Source organism: Bradyrhizobium sp. SZCCHNS3052, assembly GCF_032484495.1.
Taxonomy (GTDB): Bacteria; Pseudomonadota; Alphaproteobacteria; order Rhizobiales; family Xanthobacteraceae; genus Bradyrhizobium.
Genome location: NZ_JAUETB010000009.1, coordinates 18,426 through 37,474, shown reverse-complemented (window position 1 = coordinate 37,474; position 19,049 = coordinate 18,426). Strand labels below are relative to the sequence as shown.

At 64.9% G+C, this 19,049-nt stretch carries 17 protein-coding genes and 1 pseudogene; 14 read left to right on the top strand and 4 right to left on the bottom strand.

The window, feature by feature from the left end:
* Positions 1–81: 81 nt before the first annotated feature.
* Positions 82–501: a hypothetical protein gene (locus QX073_RS24310; protein ID WP_316217526.1), complete on the top strand. Its 420-nt coding sequence runs from the start codon at positions 82–84 to the stop codon at positions 499–501.
* Here QX073_RS24310 and QX073_RS24305 read toward each other — a convergent pair.
* Positions 426–685 (bottom strand): annotated as a pseudogene (locus QX073_RS24305) (IS110 family transposase); the annotation flags it as partial. The gene QX073_RS24310 and the pseudogene QX073_RS24305 sit on opposite strands and share 76 nt — an antisense overlap.
* 480 nt (positions 686–1,165) lie before the next feature.
* Here QX073_RS24305 and QX073_RS24300 point away from each other — a divergent pair.
* The 9 genes from QX073_RS24300 (at position 1,166) to QX073_RS24260 (ending at position 10,744) form a co-directional block, all read left to right on the top strand.
* Positions 1,166–1,741, top strand: coding sequence for a cupin domain-containing protein (locus QX073_RS24300; RefSeq protein ID WP_316192210.1), 576 nt, complete (start codon positions 1,166–1,168; stop codon positions 1,739–1,741).
* A gap of 332 nt (positions 1,742–2,073) precedes the next feature.
* The gene (locus QX073_RS24295) at positions 2,074–3,090 is read left to right on the top strand and encodes an ABC transporter permease (protein WP_316192212.1); all 1,017 of its coding nucleotides are present in this window, start codon (positions 2,074–2,076) and stop codon (positions 3,088–3,090) included.
* A 3-nt stretch (positions 3,091–3,093) separates the two neighbouring features.
* The gene (locus tag QX073_RS24290; protein WP_316192209.1) at positions 3,094–3,945 is read left to right on the top strand and encodes an ABC transporter permease; all 852 of its coding nucleotides are present in this window, start codon (positions 3,094–3,096) and stop codon (positions 3,943–3,945) included.
* Positions 3,945–4,907 (top strand): ABC transporter ATP-binding protein, encoded by a 963-nt coding sequence (locus tag QX073_RS24285; protein WP_316192208.1) that lies wholly within the window; start codon positions 3,945–3,947, stop codon positions 4,905–4,907. Before QX073_RS24290 ends, QX073_RS24285 begins: the two co-directional genes overlap by 1 nt.
* A complete protein-coding gene (locus tag QX073_RS24280) occupies positions 4,904–5,896 on the top strand; it encodes an ABC transporter ATP-binding protein (RefSeq protein ID WP_316192207.1) in 993 nt (330 codons plus the stop codon). Before QX073_RS24285 ends, QX073_RS24280 begins: the two co-directional genes overlap by 4 nt.
* A complete protein-coding gene (locus QX073_RS24275; protein ID WP_316192206.1) occupies positions 5,886–7,340 on the top strand; it encodes an amidase in 1,455 nt (484 codons plus the stop codon). The genes QX073_RS24280 and QX073_RS24275 overlap by 11 nt, the downstream gene beginning before the upstream one ends.
* A gap of 37 nt (positions 7,341–7,377) precedes the next feature.
* Positions 7,378–8,991, top strand: a complete 1,614-nt coding sequence (locus tag QX073_RS24270) for an ABC transporter substrate-binding protein (RefSeq protein ID WP_316192205.1) — start codon at positions 7,378–7,380, stop codon at positions 8,989–8,991.
* Between the two features lie 65 nt (positions 8,992–9,056).
* Positions 9,057–10,256 (top strand): amidase, encoded by a 1,200-nt coding sequence (locus tag QX073_RS24265; RefSeq protein ID WP_316192203.1) that lies wholly within the window; start codon positions 9,057–9,059, stop codon positions 10,254–10,256.
* Positions 10,253–10,744: a GlcG/HbpS family heme-binding protein gene (locus tag QX073_RS24260; RefSeq protein WP_172109395.1), complete on the top strand. Its 492-nt coding sequence runs from the start codon at positions 10,253–10,255 to the stop codon at positions 10,742–10,744. The genes QX073_RS24265 and QX073_RS24260 overlap by 4 nt, the downstream gene beginning before the upstream one ends.
* Positions 10,745–11,815: 1,071 nt before the next feature.
* Here QX073_RS24260 and QX073_RS24255 read toward each other — a convergent pair.
* Genes QX073_RS24255 through QX073_RS24245 form a run of 3 tightly spaced genes read right to left on the bottom strand, consistent with a single transcriptional unit; the run spans position 11,816 to position 13,949 of the window.
* Complete coding sequence (locus tag QX073_RS24255) at positions 11,816–12,313, bottom strand: nuclear transport factor 2 family protein (RefSeq protein ID WP_316226502.1); 498 nt, start codon at positions 12,311–12,313, stop codon at positions 11,816–11,818.
* Positions 12,310–13,164 (bottom strand): SDR family NAD(P)-dependent oxidoreductase, encoded by an 855-nt coding sequence (locus QX073_RS24250; RefSeq protein WP_316188482.1) that lies wholly within the window; start codon positions 13,162–13,164, stop codon positions 12,310–12,312. The genes QX073_RS24255 and QX073_RS24250 overlap by 4 nt, the downstream gene beginning before the upstream one ends.
* Positions 13,161–13,949, bottom strand: a complete 789-nt coding sequence (locus QX073_RS24245) for an SDR family NAD(P)-dependent oxidoreductase (protein ID WP_316226501.1) — start codon at positions 13,947–13,949, stop codon at positions 13,161–13,163. The genes QX073_RS24250 and QX073_RS24245 overlap by 4 nt, the downstream gene beginning before the upstream one ends.
* Before the next feature lie 352 nt (positions 13,950–14,301).
* Here QX073_RS24245 and QX073_RS24240 point away from each other — a divergent pair, with 352 nt between their 5' ends.
* The 4 genes from QX073_RS24240 to QX073_RS24225 all read left to right on the top strand — a co-directional run bounded on the left by QX073_RS24240 (position 14,302) and on the right by QX073_RS24225 (position 18,986).
* On the top strand, positions 14,302–14,598 hold the full coding sequence (locus QX073_RS24240; protein WP_315717722.1) for a putative quinol monooxygenase: 297 nt from the start codon (positions 14,302–14,304) through the stop codon (positions 14,596–14,598).
* Positions 14,599–14,769: 171 nt separating this feature from the next.
* Positions 14,770–15,474 (top strand): Crp/Fnr family transcriptional regulator, encoded by a 705-nt coding sequence (locus QX073_RS24235; RefSeq protein WP_316226500.1) that lies wholly within the window; start codon positions 14,770–14,772, stop codon positions 15,472–15,474.
* A gap of 466 nt (positions 15,475–15,940) precedes the next feature.
* Positions 15,941–17,632: a PQQ-dependent methanol/ethanol family dehydrogenase gene (locus QX073_RS24230; protein ID WP_316226565.1), complete on the top strand. Its 1,692-nt coding sequence runs from the start codon at positions 15,941–15,943 to the stop codon at positions 17,630–17,632.
* A gap of 142 nt (positions 17,633–17,774) precedes the next feature.
* Entirely contained in the window at positions 17,775–18,986 is a 1,212-nt protein-coding gene (locus QX073_RS24225) for a c-type cytochrome (RefSeq protein WP_316226499.1), read from the top strand.
* The last annotated feature ends 63 nt before the right edge of the window (positions 18,987–19,049 follow it).

The following is a 19,049-nucleotide window of genomic DNA, read 5'->3' as shown; positions in this document are numbered from 1 at the left end:
TTGCAGCTTTAATCGGTCGGATGTTCTGCGTCTCTGCCACGACCTTGTTGGCCACGATCGTCTTCGTCGCTTTCGCCATCGGTGCTCTCCATCCTCATCGTCAAGAAAACGTCTGCAGCGCAGCCTGATCTGCAGCTCTTTGACAGCGAGGAGTCCCAGTTCGCCGTGCAGCTTTCCGCGCTCAGCGACGGCATCGCGCCGCTGCACGATGGCAGCAGCATAGCCGTCGCGGCGCAATTTTCCATCGGTCTGACGGAGCCACGTCACAGGCAATTTGGCGCGATCGCGCTACCGCTTCGCAGGCAAGATAGCGTGCGTTCCGTCGTCTTCGATCTGCACCGGTCCTCATCCGCTGACAGCGGAGCTCCATCACTTCGCGCGTCGTTCTCGACGCCTATTCGTTGCTGCAGGATTGCTGCTTTGGTTCATGCCAGGGCTCCCAGCAGCCTGCGGTTCTTGCGTTTGGCATGCGCGGCAACGTCGGCGGCGCTGACGGCCTGATCGCCGCAATACACCGTGCCGTCGCACCACATCGCGTGCATGATCACGGCGAGTTTGCACGCCACCGCGACCACCGCCTTGCGGTGTCCAGAGCGCTTGGCGACCGCCGGTCCCAGGTCTTGACCTTGTCCCGACGCTTGAAGCGCGTCAGCAGCGCGCTCGCCGCTTTGCTGTACGCGGACCGCGGGTATCAGTCGATACCCGGTCTTCCCTGCGCCTCTTCTTCGGGAGGAGAGGTCGAACGAAAGCAACGCTCGGGCGGAGGCCGCCGCGAGATGGCCGAGCCATGCCTGCTGTTCGAAACGTGCAGAAAGCTTCCTGTGACGATGCCCCGCGCCGGCGTTGCGCAGGGCGACGCTGATCGGTGCGGTCTTGCCTCATCGTTGCCGATGGCGCCAGGACCGGGATGTCCGGTCGGCGTCCAGAAGCACTCCCTCTGATCGGCGCGTTCTGCCGGGAGCGCCGCAAGTTGGCCGACAGGGACGGCATGTCGCCAAGCTGCCGCATGTCAAAGCCAGGCGCCGATGGCCCGTCGGCTCGGCTTTGCCTTGCGCGGCGCAGGGTCTGGCGTCCTCATTTTACCCGCGGACTTGACATAACATGCTGGCAAATCACGTGATTGTTATGCATATACGTTCCCGTTGAAATCGCTGGAAACGGTCCTGTGAGCTCGGACAACGGCACATTGAACATTGGCCTGCGCCTGCGGCGGGCCCGGTTGGCTAAGGGCATGCGCATGCGCGACCTGGCGCAAATCGTCGGTTGCGACGAGAGCATGATCTCCAAGATCGAGGCCGGCAAGGTCATGCCGTCGCTGCCGATGCTCGACAAGATGGTCCGCGCGCTCGACCGCGACATGGCCTCGTTCTTCGGCCTGAGGGTCGACGACTACAAGCTGGTGCAGAAGCCCGAGGATCGGCTCAAGGTGCATGTCGATGCGCTGCGCGGCGGCAAAGGCGTCGTCTATGAGCGTCTGGTGCCGGTGGCTGCTGGGAATCTGCTCGAAGCCAACGTTCACGTCGTGGCGCCTGGTGGCGAGAAGGTCGATCTCATCACCCACCAGGGCGAAGCCGTCGGGTATCTCGTGTCGGGCACGATCGAGCTTACCATCGACGACACTACCTATCTGATGACCGCCGGCGACTCCTTCTTCTTCAAGGCGTATCTGACCAACAGCTATCGTAACGTTGGACCGGACGAAGCGCGGATCGTCTGGGTCAACACCCCGCAGGTTCACTAGGATCCGGTTCCTCGGGGGGGGGCAGGGCAGCCCAGTGATGATCGGATCGCTGCATGAATTTCATGCACGTGATATGAAGGAATGCAGTGGCGTCTGAAGCCGCGGAGTTCCTCAACCTCGAGGCGGGGCCGTCTCGGCGAGAAACGGCCTGTATTTCGTATCTCCTGTATTTCAAGGGGGCTGCGCCAGTGGTGGCATAGTGCTTGCTTAATCGTCGACATGACTGTGATGCATGCCAACTGCCCCTGGCTGCGTCTGACTGTCGATGGGGCCTCACCAGCTGACCCGGGCGGCGAAAGCCGCCGCAGCAGCGAATGATGGCAGGCGCACCGCTGATGGCTTTCGTTTGGAAACGACTGCTCGGCACCATCCCGAGCCTGGTGGGCGTCGTCGTTCTCACCTTCTTCATCTCGCGCGCACTCCCGGGAGATCCCGCGGCCTTCTTCGCCGGGCCTGCCGCGAATGCCGCGTCGATCGCCAGCATCCGCACGACGCTCGGCCTTGACCGTCCGCTGCCGGTGCAGTTCGTGAGCTACATCGCCGACCTCGCGCAGGGCAATCTCGGCCGCTCGCTCACGACCGGGCAGCCGGTGCTGACCGATCTGCTCGAACGGCTTCCCGCATCGCTGGAATTGTCGTCCTTTGCGCTGCTTTTCGCGATAGGCATCGCCATTCCGATGGGGGTCTGGGCGGCGACCCGCATCAATGGCCGGGTCGATCATGCCTGCCGCGCACTGGTCACAGTAAGTGCCGCCTTTCCGACCTTCTTCGTCGGCCTGCTTTTCGTCTACCTGTTCTACTTCATGCTCGGCTGGGCGCCGCAGCCGCTCGGCCGCCTTGACGAAATCGCCTTCTCGCCGCCGCCCCGCGTCACCGGCGCCTACACCATCGACGCTGCCATCGCCGGCGACTGGCCGGTGCTCCGCGCGGCCCTGGCCCAACTGATATTGCCGTCGATCTCGCTCGGCCTTTTCGCGCTGGCGCCGATCGCGCGCATCACGCGGGCCGCGATGCTGGAGGCGCTGAGCAGCGATTTCATCCGCACCGCGCGTGCCAGCGGCCTGCCGGTGCGCAAGATCCTGATGACCTACGCCTTCCGCAACGTGCTGCTGCCGGTCTCGAGCGTGCTCGGCATGGTGTTCTCCTTCCTGCTCGGCTCCAACGTGCTAATCGAGCAGGTCTTCGGCTGGCAGGGCGTCGGTGCCTATGCAGTGGCCGCGGTCATCGCCTCCGACTATGCGGCGGTCCAGGGCTTCGTGCTGATGATGGCCGTGCTCTACGTGCTGCTGAATCTCGCGGTCGACGTGTTCGCGACCCTGGTCGATCCCCGCGTGCGGTTCGAGGGCTGAGCCATGAGTCTGATCGCGCTCGCTCGCAACACCGGCTACGCGTTCGGCGAAAATCGTCTGACGCTGGTGGCTGCGCTCATCCTGGCGCTGCTGGCGCTGTGCGCGATCTTCGGTCCGTCCATCGCGCCCTATGATCCCTTGCTCACCTCGGCCGCCGCCAAGCTCGCCCGGCCCAGCCTCGCGCATCCGTTCGGCACCGATGCGCTCGGGCGCGACATCCTGAGCCGGGTCATCGTCGCAACTCGCCTCGATCTCGGCATGGCCGTCTCGGCGGTGGCGCTGTCGTTCGTGGTCGGCCTCGCGCTCGGTGCGCTCGCCGGCTATTTCGGCGGCTGGACCGACCGCATCATCGGCCGGGCGATGGACACCATCATGGCGTTCCCGCTGTTCGTGCTGGCGATGGGCATCGTGGTGGCGCTCGGCAACAGCGTCGCCAACATCATCATCGCCACCATGATCATCAACCTGCCGTTCTACTGCCGCTTCGCCCGTGCCGAGGTGAACGTGCGGCGCGAACTCGGCTATGTCGAGGCGGCGCGGATGGGCGGCAACGGTTCGCTGCGCGTCCTGATCAACCATATCGTCCCGAACATCTTGCCGCCGATGATGGTGCAGGCCTCGCTCAACATGGGATGGGCGATCCTCAATGCCGCCGGCCTGTCCTTCATCGGGCTCGGGGTCCGGCCGCCGACCCCGGAATGGGGCATCATGGTTTCGGAAGGCGCGAGCTACATCATCTCCGGCGAGTGGTGGGCCTTCATGTTCCCGGGCGGCGCACTCGTGCTTGCGGTGTTCTCCTTCAACATGCTGGGGGACGGACTGCGCGATCTGCTCGATCCGAGGAAGCGCGTGTGATGGCGCAGCTCGAGATCGACGATCTCTCGGTGGAATTCCGCACCCGGCACGGCGTGGTGCGGGCGCTGGACGGCGTCAGCCTGTCGGTCTTTCGCGGCGAGATCGTCGGCGTGGTCGGCGAAAGCGGCTCGGGAAAATCCGTCACCGCCTACACTGTGATGGGCCTCAACGATGAGGCCGCAAGGATCACGAAGGGTGCGATCACGATGGGCGGCATCGATCTGCTCGCGGCGCGGCCGGAGGCGATGCGAGAGCTGCGTGGACGCGAGATGGCGATGATCTTTCAGAGCCCGCGCACCGCGCTCAACCCGATCCGCAAGGTCGGCAAGCAGATCGAGGACGTCCTGCAGGAGCATGCCGCGCTTCCGAGGCGCGATCTCAAGGCAGCTGCGATTGCGGCGCTGGCGCGGGTGCGCATTCCCGATCCCGAACGCCGCGCGGAGGCCTATCCGTTCGAGCTCTCCGGCGGCATGTGCCAGCGCGTGATGATCGCGATGGCGCTGGCCTGCACGCCGTCCGTGCTGATCGCGGACGAGCCGACGACCGGGCTCGATGTGACGACCCAGGCCGTCATCATGGATCTGATCCGTGAGATGAGCCGCGCGACGCAGATGTCGACCCTGCTGATCACCCACGATCTGGGCCTTGCCGGGGAATATTGCGACCGGATCGCGGTGATGCATGCCGGGCACATCGTCGAGATTGCGCCGACCGAACCGCTGCTGGAGCGTCCGGCGCATCCGTACACGCGCCGGCTGCTGGCGGCCACGCCGGTTCCGGATTCGCGGCTCGACGATCTCAATGCCATTCCGGGCCATCTGCCCGATCTGCGCGGCGCGCTGCCGCCGTGCCGCTTCAGCGGACGCTGCGAGCTGAGGCAGCCCATCTGTGACGAGGCGGAGCTGCCCTGGACCGAGTTGTCGCCCCAGCACCTCGTGCGTTGCCGGTTTCCGCTGTCATGACGGCGCTGCTCGAGGTCAGGTCACTGTCCAAGTTGTACCCGATCAAGCGGGCGGGGAAGGGGGCGAACCTTCATGCGGTGGACGATGTCAGCCTGATGATATCAGCCGGAGAAAGCGTCGGTCTCGTCGGTGAGTCCGGCTGCGGCAAGTCCACTATGGTGCGCCTCCTTGGCCGGCTGATCGATCCCACCGCGGGCCAGGTCCTGATGGATGGCGAGGATCTCACCGCGATCGCGCAGGCGAAGTTTGCCGCCTCGCCGAACCGGCGGCGCATCCAGGTCGTCTTCCAGGATGCGACCGAGAGCCTCAACCCCTCCTTCCGCGCCTTTCAGGCGATCGCCGATCCCTTGAAGCGGCTGATCGGCCTCAGCGACAGCGCCGAGATCGCGCGCCGCGTTCACGCCACCGCCGCCCTGGTCGGGCTGCCGGACGAACTGCTGCAGCGCTATCCGCATCAGCTCTCGGGCGGTCAGCGCGCGCGCGTCGGCATCGCGCGCGCGGTCGCCGTCGAGCCCTCGCTGCTGATCCTGGACGAGCCGACCTCGGCGCTCGACGTCTCCGTGCAGGCCGTGATCCTGCGGCTGCTCGCCGATTTGCGCGCGCGGCTGTCGATGAGCTATCTGTTCGTGTCGCACGATCTCAACGTCGTGCGGCTGCTCTGCTCCCGCGTGGTCGTGATGTATCTCGGCAAGATCGTCGAGATTGCGCCGGCGGAGGCGCTGTTCACCGCACCACGTCATCCCTACACGCAGGCATTGGTTGCCGCGATTCCAGATCCGGCGCGGCGTGGCGAAGCGCGGCCCCGGCTCGACGGCAGCCCGGCCAGCCCGATCAATCCCGATCCCAACGTCTGCCGCTTCTACGGACGCTGTCCGAAGGCGGCCGACCTCTGCGCCAGCGCCATGCCGCCGCTGCGCGCGGTGGGACCGGATCATTTCGCCGCCTGCCACTTCGCTGTTTCACCCGCTGGAGGAAACGATGAGCGCTGACAACGAAATCTGCCGCATGGACGCCGTCACCGTTGCGGCGAAGGTCAAGGACAAGACTCTCTCGGCCACTGAGGTCACCGAGGCGGTCCTGCGCCGCATGGACAAGCTCGAGCCGCACATCCATGCCTTCTGCACGCCGACCCCCGACGTTGCGCGTGCTGCGGCCGCCGCCGTCGACGCGAAGATCGCGGCTGGCGAGGATCCCGGCCTGCTCGCCGGCGTGCCGATCGGCATCAAGGATCTGGTCGCGACCAAGGACATCCTCACCGTGATGGGGTCGCCGCTCTACCGCGACTTCGTGCCGGATGAGGACGACATCGTCGTCGAGCGCCTGAAGGCGGCCGGCGCCGTCATCATCGGCAAGACCAACGTGCCGGAGTTCGGCTACAGCGGCGTCGGCCATAATCCGGTATTTCCCGCGACCCGCAATCCCTGGAATCTCGACATGACGTCTGGCGGATCGAGCGCCGGCTCCGGCGCCTCGGTCGCGTCAGGCGTCGCGCCGTTCGCGATCGGCTCCGACGGCGGCGGCTCGATCCGCATTCCCTCTGCGCTGTGCGGCCTCTACGGCATCAAGGCATCGATGGGTCGTGTGCCGCTGTATCCGGGCTGCCGCGACGAGCGCTATCCCGGCGTGTCGAGCTGGGAGTCGCTCGAACATGTCGGACCGATGAGCCGCACCGTGGCCGACTCCGCGCTGATGCTCAAGGTGATCACCGGGCCCGATCCACGCGATCGCTACTCCATCCCGTCGGCTGATTTCGACTACGTCGAGGCGACGAAGGAGAGCATCAAGGGCCTGCGCATCGCCTACAGCGAAGACTGGGGCTATGCGCCGGTCGATCCGGAAGTCAGGCGTGTCGTCTCCGAGGCGGTGCGCGTGTTCGAGACCGATCTGGGCTGCACGGTCGAGCGTGCCAATCCCGGCTGGGACGATCCGTTCCCGCATTTCTGGACCATCGTCGCCGGCGACACCGATCTCACCGGCATGCGCCGGATGATGAAGGGGCGCGAGAAGGAGATGTCGCCCCATCTCGTCGCGCTGCTGCAGCGGCAGTGGACGGCCGAGGAGTTCACCGACGCCAAGATGATCCGCCAGATGGTCTGCAACCGCATGTGGCGGTTCATGGCCAACTACGATCTCCTGATCACGCCGACGCTCGCGGTGCCGGCCTTCCCACTCTACATGCAGGGGCCGGAGATCATCGAAGACAAGATGGTCACGACCGGCGACTGGCTCTGCTTCACCTTCATCTGCAACCTGACCGGCCAGCCCGCGGCGACCATTCCCGCTGGATTCACCAAGACGGGTCTTCCTGTCGGGATGCAGATCATCGGCCGCCATCTGGCGGACCGTACCGTGCTCGCCGCCTCCGGCGCCTTCGAACAAGCGTGTCCGTGGGCGCACAAATGGCCGAAGCTGCTGAGCGAACTCGGCCTCTGACACTGCCTCCGCCAACCACCCAGAAAGGACGCACGATATGAAGCTCTATCGCAGTCTCGTTGCAGCGGCGTTGCTCACAGCGTCCGCTGTGCTGCCCGGCGCCGCCGCGCATGCGGCCGAGATCGCCAAGGATACCCTGGTGATCGTCTCGGAGATGGGCCCCAACGGCCTGGACACGATGGTGCCGACCGCCAACGATCACAGCCGCATGGTGGTGTGGCAGGCCTATGACCGGCTCGTCAGCCATGGCGAGAAGACGCTGGCGGACGGCACGGTGTCCTACGACGCCAAGATCATGACTCCGGAGCTGGCCGAGAGCTGGGAAGCCAGCGAGGATGGCAAGACCTACATCTTCCACCTCCGCAAAGATGCGACGTTCCACGACGGCACTCCGGTCACCGCCAAGGACGTCAAATGGTCGTTCGACCGCGCCATCGCCGCCGGCGGCTTTCCGGCGGTGCAGATGGCCGCGGGATCGCTCGTCAAGCCCGAACAGTTCACGGTGGTCGACGATCACACCTTCAAGGCGACGTTCGATCAGTTCAACAAGCTGACGATGCCTGACCTCGTGGTGCCGGTGCCGGTCATCATCAATTCCGAGCTGGCCAAGAAGCACGCGACGGCGCAGGACCCGTGGGCATTCGACTGGGTGTCACGCAATGATTGCGGCGGCGGTGCCTACAAGGTGGAGTCCTGGTCGCCGGGACAGCAGACCGTCTTCACGCGGTTCGACGCCTGGAAGTCCGGTCCGCTACCCAAGCTCAAGCGCGTCGTCTACCGGCAGATCGCCTCGGCCGGCACGCGCCGTGCGCTGCTGGAGAAGGGCGACGTCGACATGTCGGTCGGTCTCCCGCCGAAGGACTACGCCGAACTGGCAGAGCAGGGCAAGGTCACGATCATCGGCGTGCCCGTGCAGAACGACCTCGTGTTCGTCGACATGAACGTGAAGATCGCCCCGTTCGACAATCCGAAGGTGCGTGAAGCGATCTCCTACGCCATCCCCTACAAGGAGATCGTCAGCTCCGCGCTCTACAACCGCGCCAAGCCGATGTTCGACGGCGACCCGGCCAAGCCCTATCCTGATGCGACCTGGCCGGTCCCGATCAAGCATGGCCAGGATCTCGCGAAAGCCAAGCAGCTGCTCACCGAGGCCGGCTTCCCGAATGGCTTCAAGACCACGCTGTCGATCGATCTCAGCGAGTCCACCGTGCGTGAGCCGACCGCGATCCTGATCCAGGAAGCGCTGAAGTCGATCGGCGTCGAACTCACGATCGAAAAGGTCCCGGGCTCGAACTGGTTCGCCCAGATGGCCAGCAAGACGATGCCGATGGTCATCGCCGAGTTCTATGGCTGGCTCGACTACCCCGACTACTTCTTCTTCTGGACCTTCCATGGCGGTAACAATTCGGTGTTCAACACCGCCAACTACGTCAATCCCAGCCTCGACAAGGTGATCGACGAGGCGCGCTTCACCCGGGATCCCGAGATCTACAAGACCAGCCTGAACAAGATGGTCGACATCGTGATGACCGATCTGCCGCGTATCCCGCTCTACACGCGCTTTGCCGACTATGCGATGCAGAAGAACGTCAAGGGCTTCGAGTACTGGTTCCACACGCATCCGGACTTCCGCAAGCTCTACAAGGAGTGATGCGGGATGAGAGGACGGCAGGCGCGCTCGCGTCGGGCGCGCCTGCTTTTCATCGGGGACATCTCGTGCAGGACACTCTCGGGGCCTTCATTCCTGGCGCCATCATTCGGCGGGCACCGCACCGGTCGGGCCCGTTGTCTGGCCTGACCTTTGCGGTCAAGGATCTGTTCGATGTTGCCGGCGAGGTGACCGGTTGCGGCAATCCCGACTGGGCCGCCACGCATGACGCCGCGGAGGCGGACGCCTGGGCTGTCGACGCGCTGCTGGGCGCCGGCGCCGCGCTGACCGGCAAGACCATCACCGATGAGATCTCGCTCGGGCTGCTCGGCATTAACAGGTTTGACGGAACGCCGCTCAACCCGCGCGCGCCGAATCGCGTCCCCGGCGGCTCGTCGAGCGGCTCGGCCTCGGCCGTTGCCGGTGGCCTGGTCGATGTCGCCCTGGGGACCGACTCCGGCGGGTCCGTGCGCACGCCCGCGAGCTTCTGCGGGATCTACGGCCTGCGCCCGACGCACGGCCGTATCTCGGTCGCCGGCCTGATGACTCAGGCGCCGTCGTTCGACACGGTGGGCTATTTTACGAGGGACGCGCAGACGTTCAGCCGGGTCGGCGCCGTGCTTCTCGGCGAGCCGATCGCGGACGCCTTGCTCCCGGAGATCGTCATTGCATCTGACTGTTTCGCGCTCGCCGATGCGCCGGCCTGGGACGCGCTGCAACCGGTTGTCGGCCGGCTCGGCAATGCGACGGCAACCCATTCGTTGCCTCTGGCTGACGGTGAGCTGCTCGACTGGGCACGCCATCAGCGCGTCCTGCAGAAGAGCGAATTCCACGCGACGTTTCGCGACTGGATCGATCGGGTGAACCCGCGCTTCTCCTCGGAGGTGGCCGGCGCCTTCGCTGATGACGGCCGCATCACGGTGGACGAACTCGCTGCCGCCAAGGCGTTCCGCGCGGCCGCCGCGAAGCGTCTCGACGATCTCCTGGACGGGCGGCGCGTGCTGTGTCTGCCGACCTCGCCCATTCTGCCGATCGCGCGCAATGCGCGTCTGTCGGAGATCCGCGCTGCCGTGCACCGGATCGTCGATCTCACCTGCATCGCCGGACTGACGGGGCTTCCGCAGGTGAGCCTGCCTGTGGCGACATCCGGCCCGATTCCGGTTGGGCTGTCTTTGATCGGCTGGCGCGGCGGCGATGCGCCGCTGATCGCTGCAGCGCGCACGCTGGCCCGGGACTTCTCCATTGGCCTGTTCGAGGAGCAACCATGACCGACGTCAAGGACACGAGGACGCTGACGCTTCCAGGTGGGCTCAAGGTGCTGAACGCGGCCATCGCGGAGGCGACGCGGATCGGACAGCCCATGTGCATTGCTGTTGTCGATAGTGGCGGCAACCTGCTGGCGTTTGGGCGCATGGACGGTGCGAAGGGACTGAGCGTGACCTCGTCGATCAACAAGGCGCGGACCTCGGCGCTGTCGGGGACGCCGACGGGCGGGGCTCATGCGGACGTGGAAATCCAGGTCACCCTGGCGCATGAGAGCCGCTGGACCAACCTGATCGGCGGGCTGCCGATTTGCGTCGACGGCTTCATCCTCGGCGCAGTGTCGGCGGGCTCCGGGTCTGGTGCGCAGGATCTCGCCGTCGCCCGCGCTGGCGCGGCCGCCATCCCCGGCGCCGACATGTACATCGACTTCAAACCCATGGGGGCAGAAGATACAGGGATCATCAGGGGGACGACGCACCAGGGGCAGGTCTGACCACCCAATCTCCTGCGTGAAAATGCCTGGCGATTAGCTCGAAACCAAGGTGCGGTTATGTGGGAATTGGCGGTCTGAAGACGGCGGTTATGCTGAAGAATACTGGCGCCAGAAAGTGCCCATCTCCGTTCGATAAGCACCGTTTCGGTCCGCTTGCGAGATAAGCCATTGAAATCGCAACCGACGTCTCCGCCCTCCGAGCGCACCATCCCTCTCTCCCCAAAACTTCAAATCTGTTTGCGGTTTGTTCCGTCCTCGCGCCCTTTGTTCGGGCGATGGGCTGCGATCCCGCGGCGCGATGGCGTCCGAGTTGTGCCGGTCGTTCCGCCCTCGAGAATGAGAGGGCGCAGGGAATGCCGGGCGCTGGCCGCACCCATGGCCCGCCTGCGAAAAAAATGCAGGCGGCAGGAACCACAGGTTCAGCCGAGACATCCCGGCATTCCCCGCGCGATGGTTTTCACGCTTATGTCGCGATCTCCCCGGTGTCCGGCTCTTTAGCCACCGTCGCCCTCGGGATCATCGCCCGACGACTTGGCGCCAGCATCGGGGCGCCAGGACCACGCGTCTTCACGTCCGCAAACCTGCCGTTCGTCGGCGAGCCCGTGAGCCCGCTGCAGCACGCCTGCGGCCACCGCATCCCCAGACCCCACGTCTCGTGACGATCGCGAAGCGCCCCTCTCGGCGGGTCCAGGATGGTGATACACAAACACGTATTCGGAAAAATAGCAACAAGATTATTTTCTTCAGAAGGTCTGGACGGGCCAAATCAGCTTGATGACGCTGATGGAGCCTGTCGCGTCGTGCACCCCGACTCCGCCGCACGTGACGCTGCCATGGGATGGCAAAGCGACGCCGAAGGCGACGCGTGCCCACCATTGGCGCCAGTGGGGGCGGTGGGCACGGCCCATGAGAGATCGTGCATGACGCCATCGCTGTTGGCGCGCCTTTGCCCGCCCTGCGGCGCCTGCGTGGCGTCATCGCTCAACCATGATCGCCAGATGAGCGGGGGCGTGCCGCTATCACGTCTGACGGAGTTCGGCCGTCAAATCAGCAAGCCTGAGTTCGTGCAGCTCACGACTGGGCCGGCTTGGTTGCGGCCGCAGCTTCCCAGCCGGGCTCGACCGGGACCATGTACCAGGTCGTCAGCACGACTTTCGAGAACAGCCAACGGCCGCTTTCTCTGACATATTCATCATCGAACCGGCCGCCGACCATGAGGCTCTTGCCGTTGAGAACGGGACGGCCGTCGAGATGGCTGTAGCCTCTGCCGCGGTCGCCATCGATTTCGACGACGTGCGCGTGGATGAACTGGCGCGCCCATTTGATCGGGAAATTGAGGAAGAAGTCGCGGATCGCCTCGCGGCCGGTGACCGGTGGCCGTCCGCCATAGGACACCGTGGCGTTCTCCGCGAAAAGATCGGCCAGATCGGCGACGCGCTCCTGGTTGACGTATTCGTGGTACGTGCAGCGCAGTGTCCGGATCGCCTCGCGATCGTCATGTTCGGCGAGGCGCTTCTCGAGCGCCTCGATCCTGGCTCTGAGATCGACGTTGTCGTCTGAGTTGCTCATGGTTCATCCGTCTCGGCAGGGAGGCCGTCTGGCTGGAGGTGCTGGTGATCACCGATGATGTTGCGGAGCCGCTCCTCGACGCGGAGCCGTACCGCTGGATGCGGAAGGACGTAGAATTCGTCGTCGTGGATGGCCTGGATCGTCATCCGGGCCACATCGGCGGCGCTGACCTCGGATGCCGCCATTCCCGCTCTGACGCGCAGATCATACGCTGCAGTGTCGGGGTTTGTTGAAGCCAGATGTATGGGGCGATGTCGGCCTGAGTCGGCGATGGCAGTCTTGACGAGCGAGGGGCACAGCACGTTGACCTTGAGAGGAGAGCCGGCGAGCTGAAGGTCCTTCAAGAGGCACTCGGACAAGGCGACGACCGCGTGCTTGCTGGCGCAGTAGACGCCGGAGCCCGCAACGGCGGTCAACCCCGCGGCTGACGCCGTGTTGACGATGTGGCCCTCGTCGCCTGCAGCCATCATGCGCGGCACGAAGCTGCGAATGCCGTTGGCGACGCCCAGGAGGTTGACTCCGAGCACCCATTTCCAATCCTCGGGAGTTGCGGACCAGAGCGGGCCAAGCGCCGCGACACCGGCGTTGTTGAAGAGCAGGTGAACGTTGCCGAACTCCTCAAATGCAAGGTCGGCGAGGCGCTGAACCGCCTCGACGCTGGACACGTCGCACTGTGCGGTGCGCACGGCGATCCCGCTCGGCATCAGGTCTTTCGTGGCTGATAGTCCGTCGCGATCGACGTCGGCGACAACGAGCTTCATTCCTTGCGCGGCGCAGGCCGCAGCCAGCTCGCGGCCGATGCCGCTCGCAGCTCCCGTGATCACCGCGACCTTGCCCCCGAGCTGCTTCATGCCGCGCTGATTCCGCCGTCCACGGTGAACACCGATCCGGTGATATAGCTCGCGGCCGGCGATGCCAGCAGCAGGCTGACGCCGGCAATCTCGTCGGGCATCCCAAGCCGGTTCATCGGCACCATGGCCTGGAGCGGCGCTGTCGCGGCCTCGTCCAGCAGGCGGCCACCGCCGAGCCCTGTCCGGAAGAAGCCGGGCGCAATGGCATTGACCTTGACGTCGAATGTGGCGAGCTCGAGCGCGGCTTGCCTGACCAGGTTCACGACCGCGGCCTTGGCGGCCGCATACGCATAGGCGGTCGCTGCCGAGCCTCGCAATCCTCCGACCCATGCCGTGACCACGATCCGGCCGCTGCGCTGCACCTTCATGTGTCGCGCCGCAGCCTGGATGGTCGCGAATGCACCGGTCTGGTTGATGGCGAGAACCTCGCTCCATGCAGCGAAATCGACGTTCTCGATGTGGCCCTGCGGCAATCGAATTCCGGCTCCCCCGCTGATTCCGGCGTTCGCGAACATCACGTCGAGCCGGCCCTTGCGCGTGACGACGTCATCGACCGTCCGCCGGATGGCGTCTGGATCTGCGACATCGACCGTCGCGATATCTGCCCCCGGGATGATCTCCTCGCCGATCCGCCTCAGTTCCTTCTCGTTCCTGTCAACCAGGATCAAATCGGCGCCGTTGGCCGCCATGGTCCGGGAAATGGCCAGGCCAAGTCCGCTCGCGGCCCCGGTCACAATGGTGACGAGGCCGTTGACTGCGAAGAGGCGTTCGGCCGTCAGCGACATGAGGGGCTCCTCGTTTCGACATGGCCGCCCGTTGCGCCTCCGGCCGAGCCGCGTCGTGACGCCGCCAAGAGACAAGCGCAGATCATGGCCGAGACTGTCGCAATCGCGACAATCGATGCACGAAATCACCCTAGCTTTGAGCCGGCGAGGGGGCCGGGACGCAGGTCGCCGCGCGCAAGAACATCAACAATTTCGAGGGGGACGGGCGGTCCATGACAACCGAGGCAACGAATGTTGTGGTGTCCATCCCAGGCGTCGAGGTCTCGACGTCCGGACGATCCCGCTCATGCCATTCGCCGAGGACAGCCACCCGGCGCCTGCTGAAGAAGACAAAGTGAGAGGATGAGAGCCGATGATCATCGTTGTGGGATCTGTGGATGGGCTTGGCGAAAGCTTTGATCGTCTGATGAAGATCTGCCTGGCGCATGTGCATCGTTCGCGTGCGGAAGACGGCTGCGTGGAGCACACCGTGCAGGTTGATTGCGAAAACTCCCTCCGTCTGCGCTTCTTCGAGCGCTGGCGTGACGCCGTCGCGCTCAAGGCGCATTTCGCCCGACCCGAGTCACGGGCGTTCGTGCAGGAGGTCGCCAAGCTGTGCGCGAGACCGCCAGTCATGACCATCTATGAGGCCGAGGAAAAATCGTTCTAGCGCCAGCCGGCCCACAGGTCTGACGCGCATCATTTTACCCCACCCGGCGACTCGCGCTGGGGTGGGCCTGCACCGCAGCGAACCCGACCACCTCGATTGATCTCCGCTAGACTGATATGGGATCACAGATGTCGCGACAGCGACAAAGCCCGTCTTCATGTGTGGCGACGAATGAACAAAGCGGTGCTCAAGGCTGTTCTGCGCAGGAACAAGTGGTTTGCCGGCCTTCCTTCGTCATTGGCGGACAGCATTCTTCGTCTGGGTCGCATCCGAAACGTGGACAACTCCCTGATCTATTCCGCGAGCGACTCCCGGGACGGATTGATTGCCCTGGTGTCGGGGCAGGTGCGACTGACCAGCTTTTCGCTGTCCGGCAATCCCTCCTTCCTGCTGATCTCTTCGCCTGGATCTTGGATCGGCGTCACCTCGGCCCTCGACGGGCGCCCCTATGGCTACGATGCGTTCGCCGTTGGCAGGGCGGTGCTGTTTCACGTGAGCCAGGAGCGGTTCGAGGCGCTCATCAGCGAGAGCAATGAGTATTATTCTGCGTTCGTCCGAATGGTCTGCGATCATCTGCGCGTCTCGATGCAGAACCGGATCATTCTGCGCAATCGGCGTCCACTTCACCGGCTTGCGCAGGAATTGCAGAGGCTCGCAGAGAGTCACGGGCGCCAGACCGAGAAGGGGATGATCATCGATTTGCGATTGTCGCAGGAGGACCTCGCGGTGATGATCGGGGTCGGCCGGCAGACGATCAATCGACTGCTCAAGAGTCTCGAGCAGGATGGAATTGCGACGGCAAAGTACGCGTCGGTCACGATTCACGACCTGGAGGCGATCGAACGTCTCAGTTCGAGCGACCCCGCGGAGAGCTAGGCATCACCAGGCCAAAGGCGAGCTTTGCGCTCGGGTCCTGTCTGGCGCCGAGCCCTGCGTATTCCAGCGGGCGGCGCGTCTGAACTAAAAGATGCCGCCGTTCGGTCCGGGTTGTTCAAGGCGTCATCTCGAGAGCGACGGCTTCCCTCGCTGTGGCGACCGCGAGGACGCCGGGCGGCCACGAGACCGCACAGTAGAAGCGCGCCTCGTTCATCATGGCGATAACGATCCTTCCGCCCGCAGGTCATGGAATTCCGGTAAGTCGCTGAAAGGGCGCGATAATCGGCGTTCAACCCCGATCCACTGCGCCTACTACCTTCCGCCTATGAGAGCCGGGCGGAGCTGATGCTGTAATCGCCCCGTTGCTTGCAGCGCGACTGCTCATCTTGGGGCTGGCGCACGCGCCATACGACCACAACAAAGACATAAGCGGAGGGAACTGATGAACTTCACGAGCAGGAGATTCTTGGCTGGCATCTCGACGGTTGCCTTCCTTGTCGCCGGCACGCTGGGCGTCCGCGCCAACGACTCGGCGCTGAAGGCCGCCAGCGAGCCCGGCGCCTGGGCGATGGCCGGGCATGACTACGGCAACACCCGGTTCAGCCCGCTCAAGGAGATCAACACCGAGAACGCCGGCAAGCTGTCGCTGGTCTATTCGTTCTCGCTGGCCTCGCTACGCTCGAACGAGGCCTCGCCGATCGTGATCGGCAACACGCTCTACGTCTCGACGTCGTGGGGGCCGAAATACGTCTATGCGCTGGATGCCGCGACCGGCGCGCGCAAATGGACCTATGAGCCGGACATTCCGGACGATACGCTGCAATATGCCTGCTGCGACGTGAACAGCCGCGGCATCTCGTATGCCGACGGCAAGCTGTTCGTCGGCCGGCTCGACGGCAAGCTGACCGCGCTCGATGCCGCCACCGGCAAGGAGCTGTGGACGTCCAAGGTGGTGGACTACAAGCAGGGCTCGGTGATCACCTCGCCGCCGCTGGTCGTGCGCGACAAGGTCATCACCGGCTTCGGCGGCGGCGAGTACGGCGTGCGCGGCTCGCTGCAGGCCTACGACATCAACTCCGGCAAGATGGTCTGGCAGACCTACACGGTGCCTGCGCCCGGCGAGCCCGGCAGCGAGACCTGGAAGGGTGACACCGGCCTGCATGGTGGCGGCGCGGCCTGGCTGGTCGGCTCCTACGATCCGAAGAGCGACACGGTCTATTGGGGCACCAGCAATCCAGGTCCCTGGAACACCGCCGTGCGCTCGACCGGCAATGGCGATTTCGGCAAGCTGACCAATCTGTATACGGCGTCCACGCTGGCGCTCGATCCGAACACCGGCAAGATCAAGTGGCACATCCAGACCACGCCTGCCGATGCCTGGGACTATGACGGCGTCAACGAGGCTATTCTCGCCGATCTCAAGGTTGGCGGTGCGGCTGTCCCGACGCTGATGAAGGCCGACCGCAATGGCTTCTTCTTCGTGGCCAACCGCGAGACCGGCAAGGTGATCTCGGCCGAGAAATACGTCTTCGCCAACTGGGCGCAGAAATGGGACACCTCGACGTTGCGCGCGGTCGAGGATCCGGACAAACGGCCGGGCCCCGGACATCCCGTCAAGGACGTCTGCCCGAACCTGATCGGCGGCAAGAACTGGCAGCCGATGTCGTACAATCCGGACACCGGCCTGGTCTACATCCCGGCGAACAATGTCTGCATGGACTGGTCGGTCAGCGACGTCTCGTACAAGCGCGGCGTGTTCTATCTCGGTGCGGAATTCCCGACCAAGGAAGGCCCCGGCGGGTTCCTCGGTGAACTCATCGCCTGGGATCCCGTGAACAACAAGAAGGTCTGGTCGATCCAGGAAGACCTTCCGTTCAACGGCGGCACGCTGAGCACCGCCGGCGGCTTGGTATTCTCCGGCAATCTTCACGGCGACTTCCGCGCCATCGACGCCAAGACCGGCAAGATCCTGTGGAAGAAGAATCTCGGCTCCGGCATCGGTGCCGGTCCGGTGACCTACTCGGTGGACGGCAAGCAGTACGTTGCCGTCGTCGTCGGCCGCACCGCCTCGATCCCGGCGTTCCTGGGCGAGATCGGCAAGAAGATGACGAACGCAGCTCCCGAGGGCGGCGCTCTGTTCGTGTTCGCGGTCCAATAACCGCAACGCTCGCGACGGCTGCGCGTGGCCCCGGCCGCGGGGACACGCGCGGCGTTCAGCCAATCCGCATCAAGCGGACGAAGACGGCCCGGCCGCGAGACCGAGCCGTACAAGCAGATAGACAAGACCTGAGGGATCGAGGATGCGCCTGAATCGCCGTCAGACTGGCTCGAATTGGCGGGCCACCGCCGAACTGGCAGCAAGCGCGACGGCTCTCGTCGCCTTGGTGGCCTCCACCGTGCTGGCCGCGTCGGCGGCGGGCCGGGCCAACGAGGCGGAGCCGCTGCGACTCTGCGCGGACCCGACCAATCTTCCGTTCTCGAGCGACAATCCAACGCAGCCGGGATTCTATGTCGAGGTCGGCCAGGCGCTGTCGCGTGAGCTCGGCCGCCCCGTGACGTATGATTGGTACAAATCCTATTTCGGCAAGCGCACCGTGCGCGTGACGCTGCTGGGCAAGCAGTGCGACGCGATGATCGGCCTGCCGCTGTCAGCGGACTTCATGGGACCGGCCGTGATCTTCTCGCAGAAGATCGCAACCGAAACCTACGCGCTCGTCAGCCGCGGAACGTTGCTCGTCCATGGCATCGACGACCTCCGAGGCAAGCGGGTTGCGGTGCAATACCAGACCACGCCGCAAAATCTGCTGGCCCAGCGCGACGACATCGAGAAGGTGACGGTGCTGACACCGAACGAAGGCTTGGCGGCGCTGGCCCACGGCAAGGCCGACATCGCCTTCATCTGGGGGCCGGTTGCAGGCTGGCTGAACAAGACGATCTACCAGAGCAGTTTCCGGATCCAGCCGGTCGAGGGCGACGGTCTGTCCTGGGATGCCGCGATCGGCCTTGCCAAGAGCTCCACGCAATTGCGCGATCAGATCGACGCCGCGCTGCCGCAGCTCGCACCGCGGATCGCCGAGCTGGCGGTCAAATACGGGCTGCCGAGCGAGCCGTCGATCAGGCTCGGCGCCGTGCCGCGCCCGATCAAGCTGGCGTCGGCGACTGACCCTGCTCAGCTTCTCCGCCAGCCGGTCGCCGAGGCCGCCGTGATGAGGGTTTCGGACTCGACTGCGAGCGAGTCGAAGACCGAGGCGGTGACGCTGGGCAAAGAGATCTTCAACGGCACCTGCGCGCATTGTCACGGACCCGACGCCGTGCAGGCGGAACGGCGCATCGACCTGCGACGGCTGCGGACCCGCTACGGCGAGGACATGCGCGACAAATTTTGGACCACCGTGCATGAAGGCCGTCCCTCCAAGGGCATGCCCGCCTGGAAGGAGGTCTTTACCGACGACCAGTTCGAGAGCATCTATACGTTCCTGCTGACCGTGCAGTCGTCAGAAACGGCAAATTGAAGGAGGGGCACCGGCCGACACGATCTGCCGGATCCACCCGGCACGTGCTGGCGGCGAGTGAAG

Coding starts and splice junctions, on each gene's coding strand:
- QX073_RS24270 (WP_316192205.1), top strand. CDS start 7,378: ATGAAGCTCTATCGCAGTCTCGTTGCAGCGGCGTTGCTCACAGCGTCC.
- QX073_RS24240 (WP_315717722.1), top strand. CDS start 14,302: ATGATCATCGTTGTGGGATCTGTGGATGGGCTTGGCGAAAGCTTTGAT.
- QX073_RS24255 (WP_316226502.1), bottom strand. CDS start 12,313: ATGAGCAACTCAGACGACAACGTCGATCTCAGAGCCAGGATCGAGGCG.
- QX073_RS24275 (WP_316192206.1), top strand. CDS start 5,886: ATGAGCGCTGACAACGAAATCTGCCGCATGGACGCCGTCACCGTTGCG.
- QX073_RS24250 (WP_316188482.1), bottom strand. CDS start 13,164: ATGAAGCAGCTCGGGGGCAAGGTCGCGGTGATCACGGGAGCTGCGAGC.
- QX073_RS24285 (WP_316192208.1), top strand. CDS start 3,945: ATGGCGCAGCTCGAGATCGACGATCTCTCGGTGGAATTCCGCACCCGG.
- QX073_RS24280 (WP_316192207.1), top strand. CDS start 4,904: ATGACGGCGCTGCTCGAGGTCAGGTCACTGTCCAAGTTGTACCCGATC.
- QX073_RS24225 (WP_316226499.1), top strand. CDS start 17,775: ATGCGCCTGAATCGCCGTCAGACTGGCTCGAATTGGCGGGCCACCGCC.
- QX073_RS24260 (WP_172109395.1), top strand. CDS start 10,253: ATGACCGACGTCAAGGACACGAGGACGCTGACGCTTCCAGGTGGGCTC.
- QX073_RS24290 (WP_316192209.1), top strand. CDS start 3,094: ATGAGTCTGATCGCGCTCGCTCGCAACACCGGCTACGCGTTCGGCGAA.
- QX073_RS24245 (WP_316226501.1), bottom strand. CDS start 13,949: ATGTCGCTGACGGCCGAACGCCTCTTCGCAGTCAACGGCCTCGTCACC.
- QX073_RS24235 (WP_316226500.1), top strand. CDS start 14,770: ATGAACAAAGCGGTGCTCAAGGCTGTTCTGCGCAGGAACAAGTGGTTT.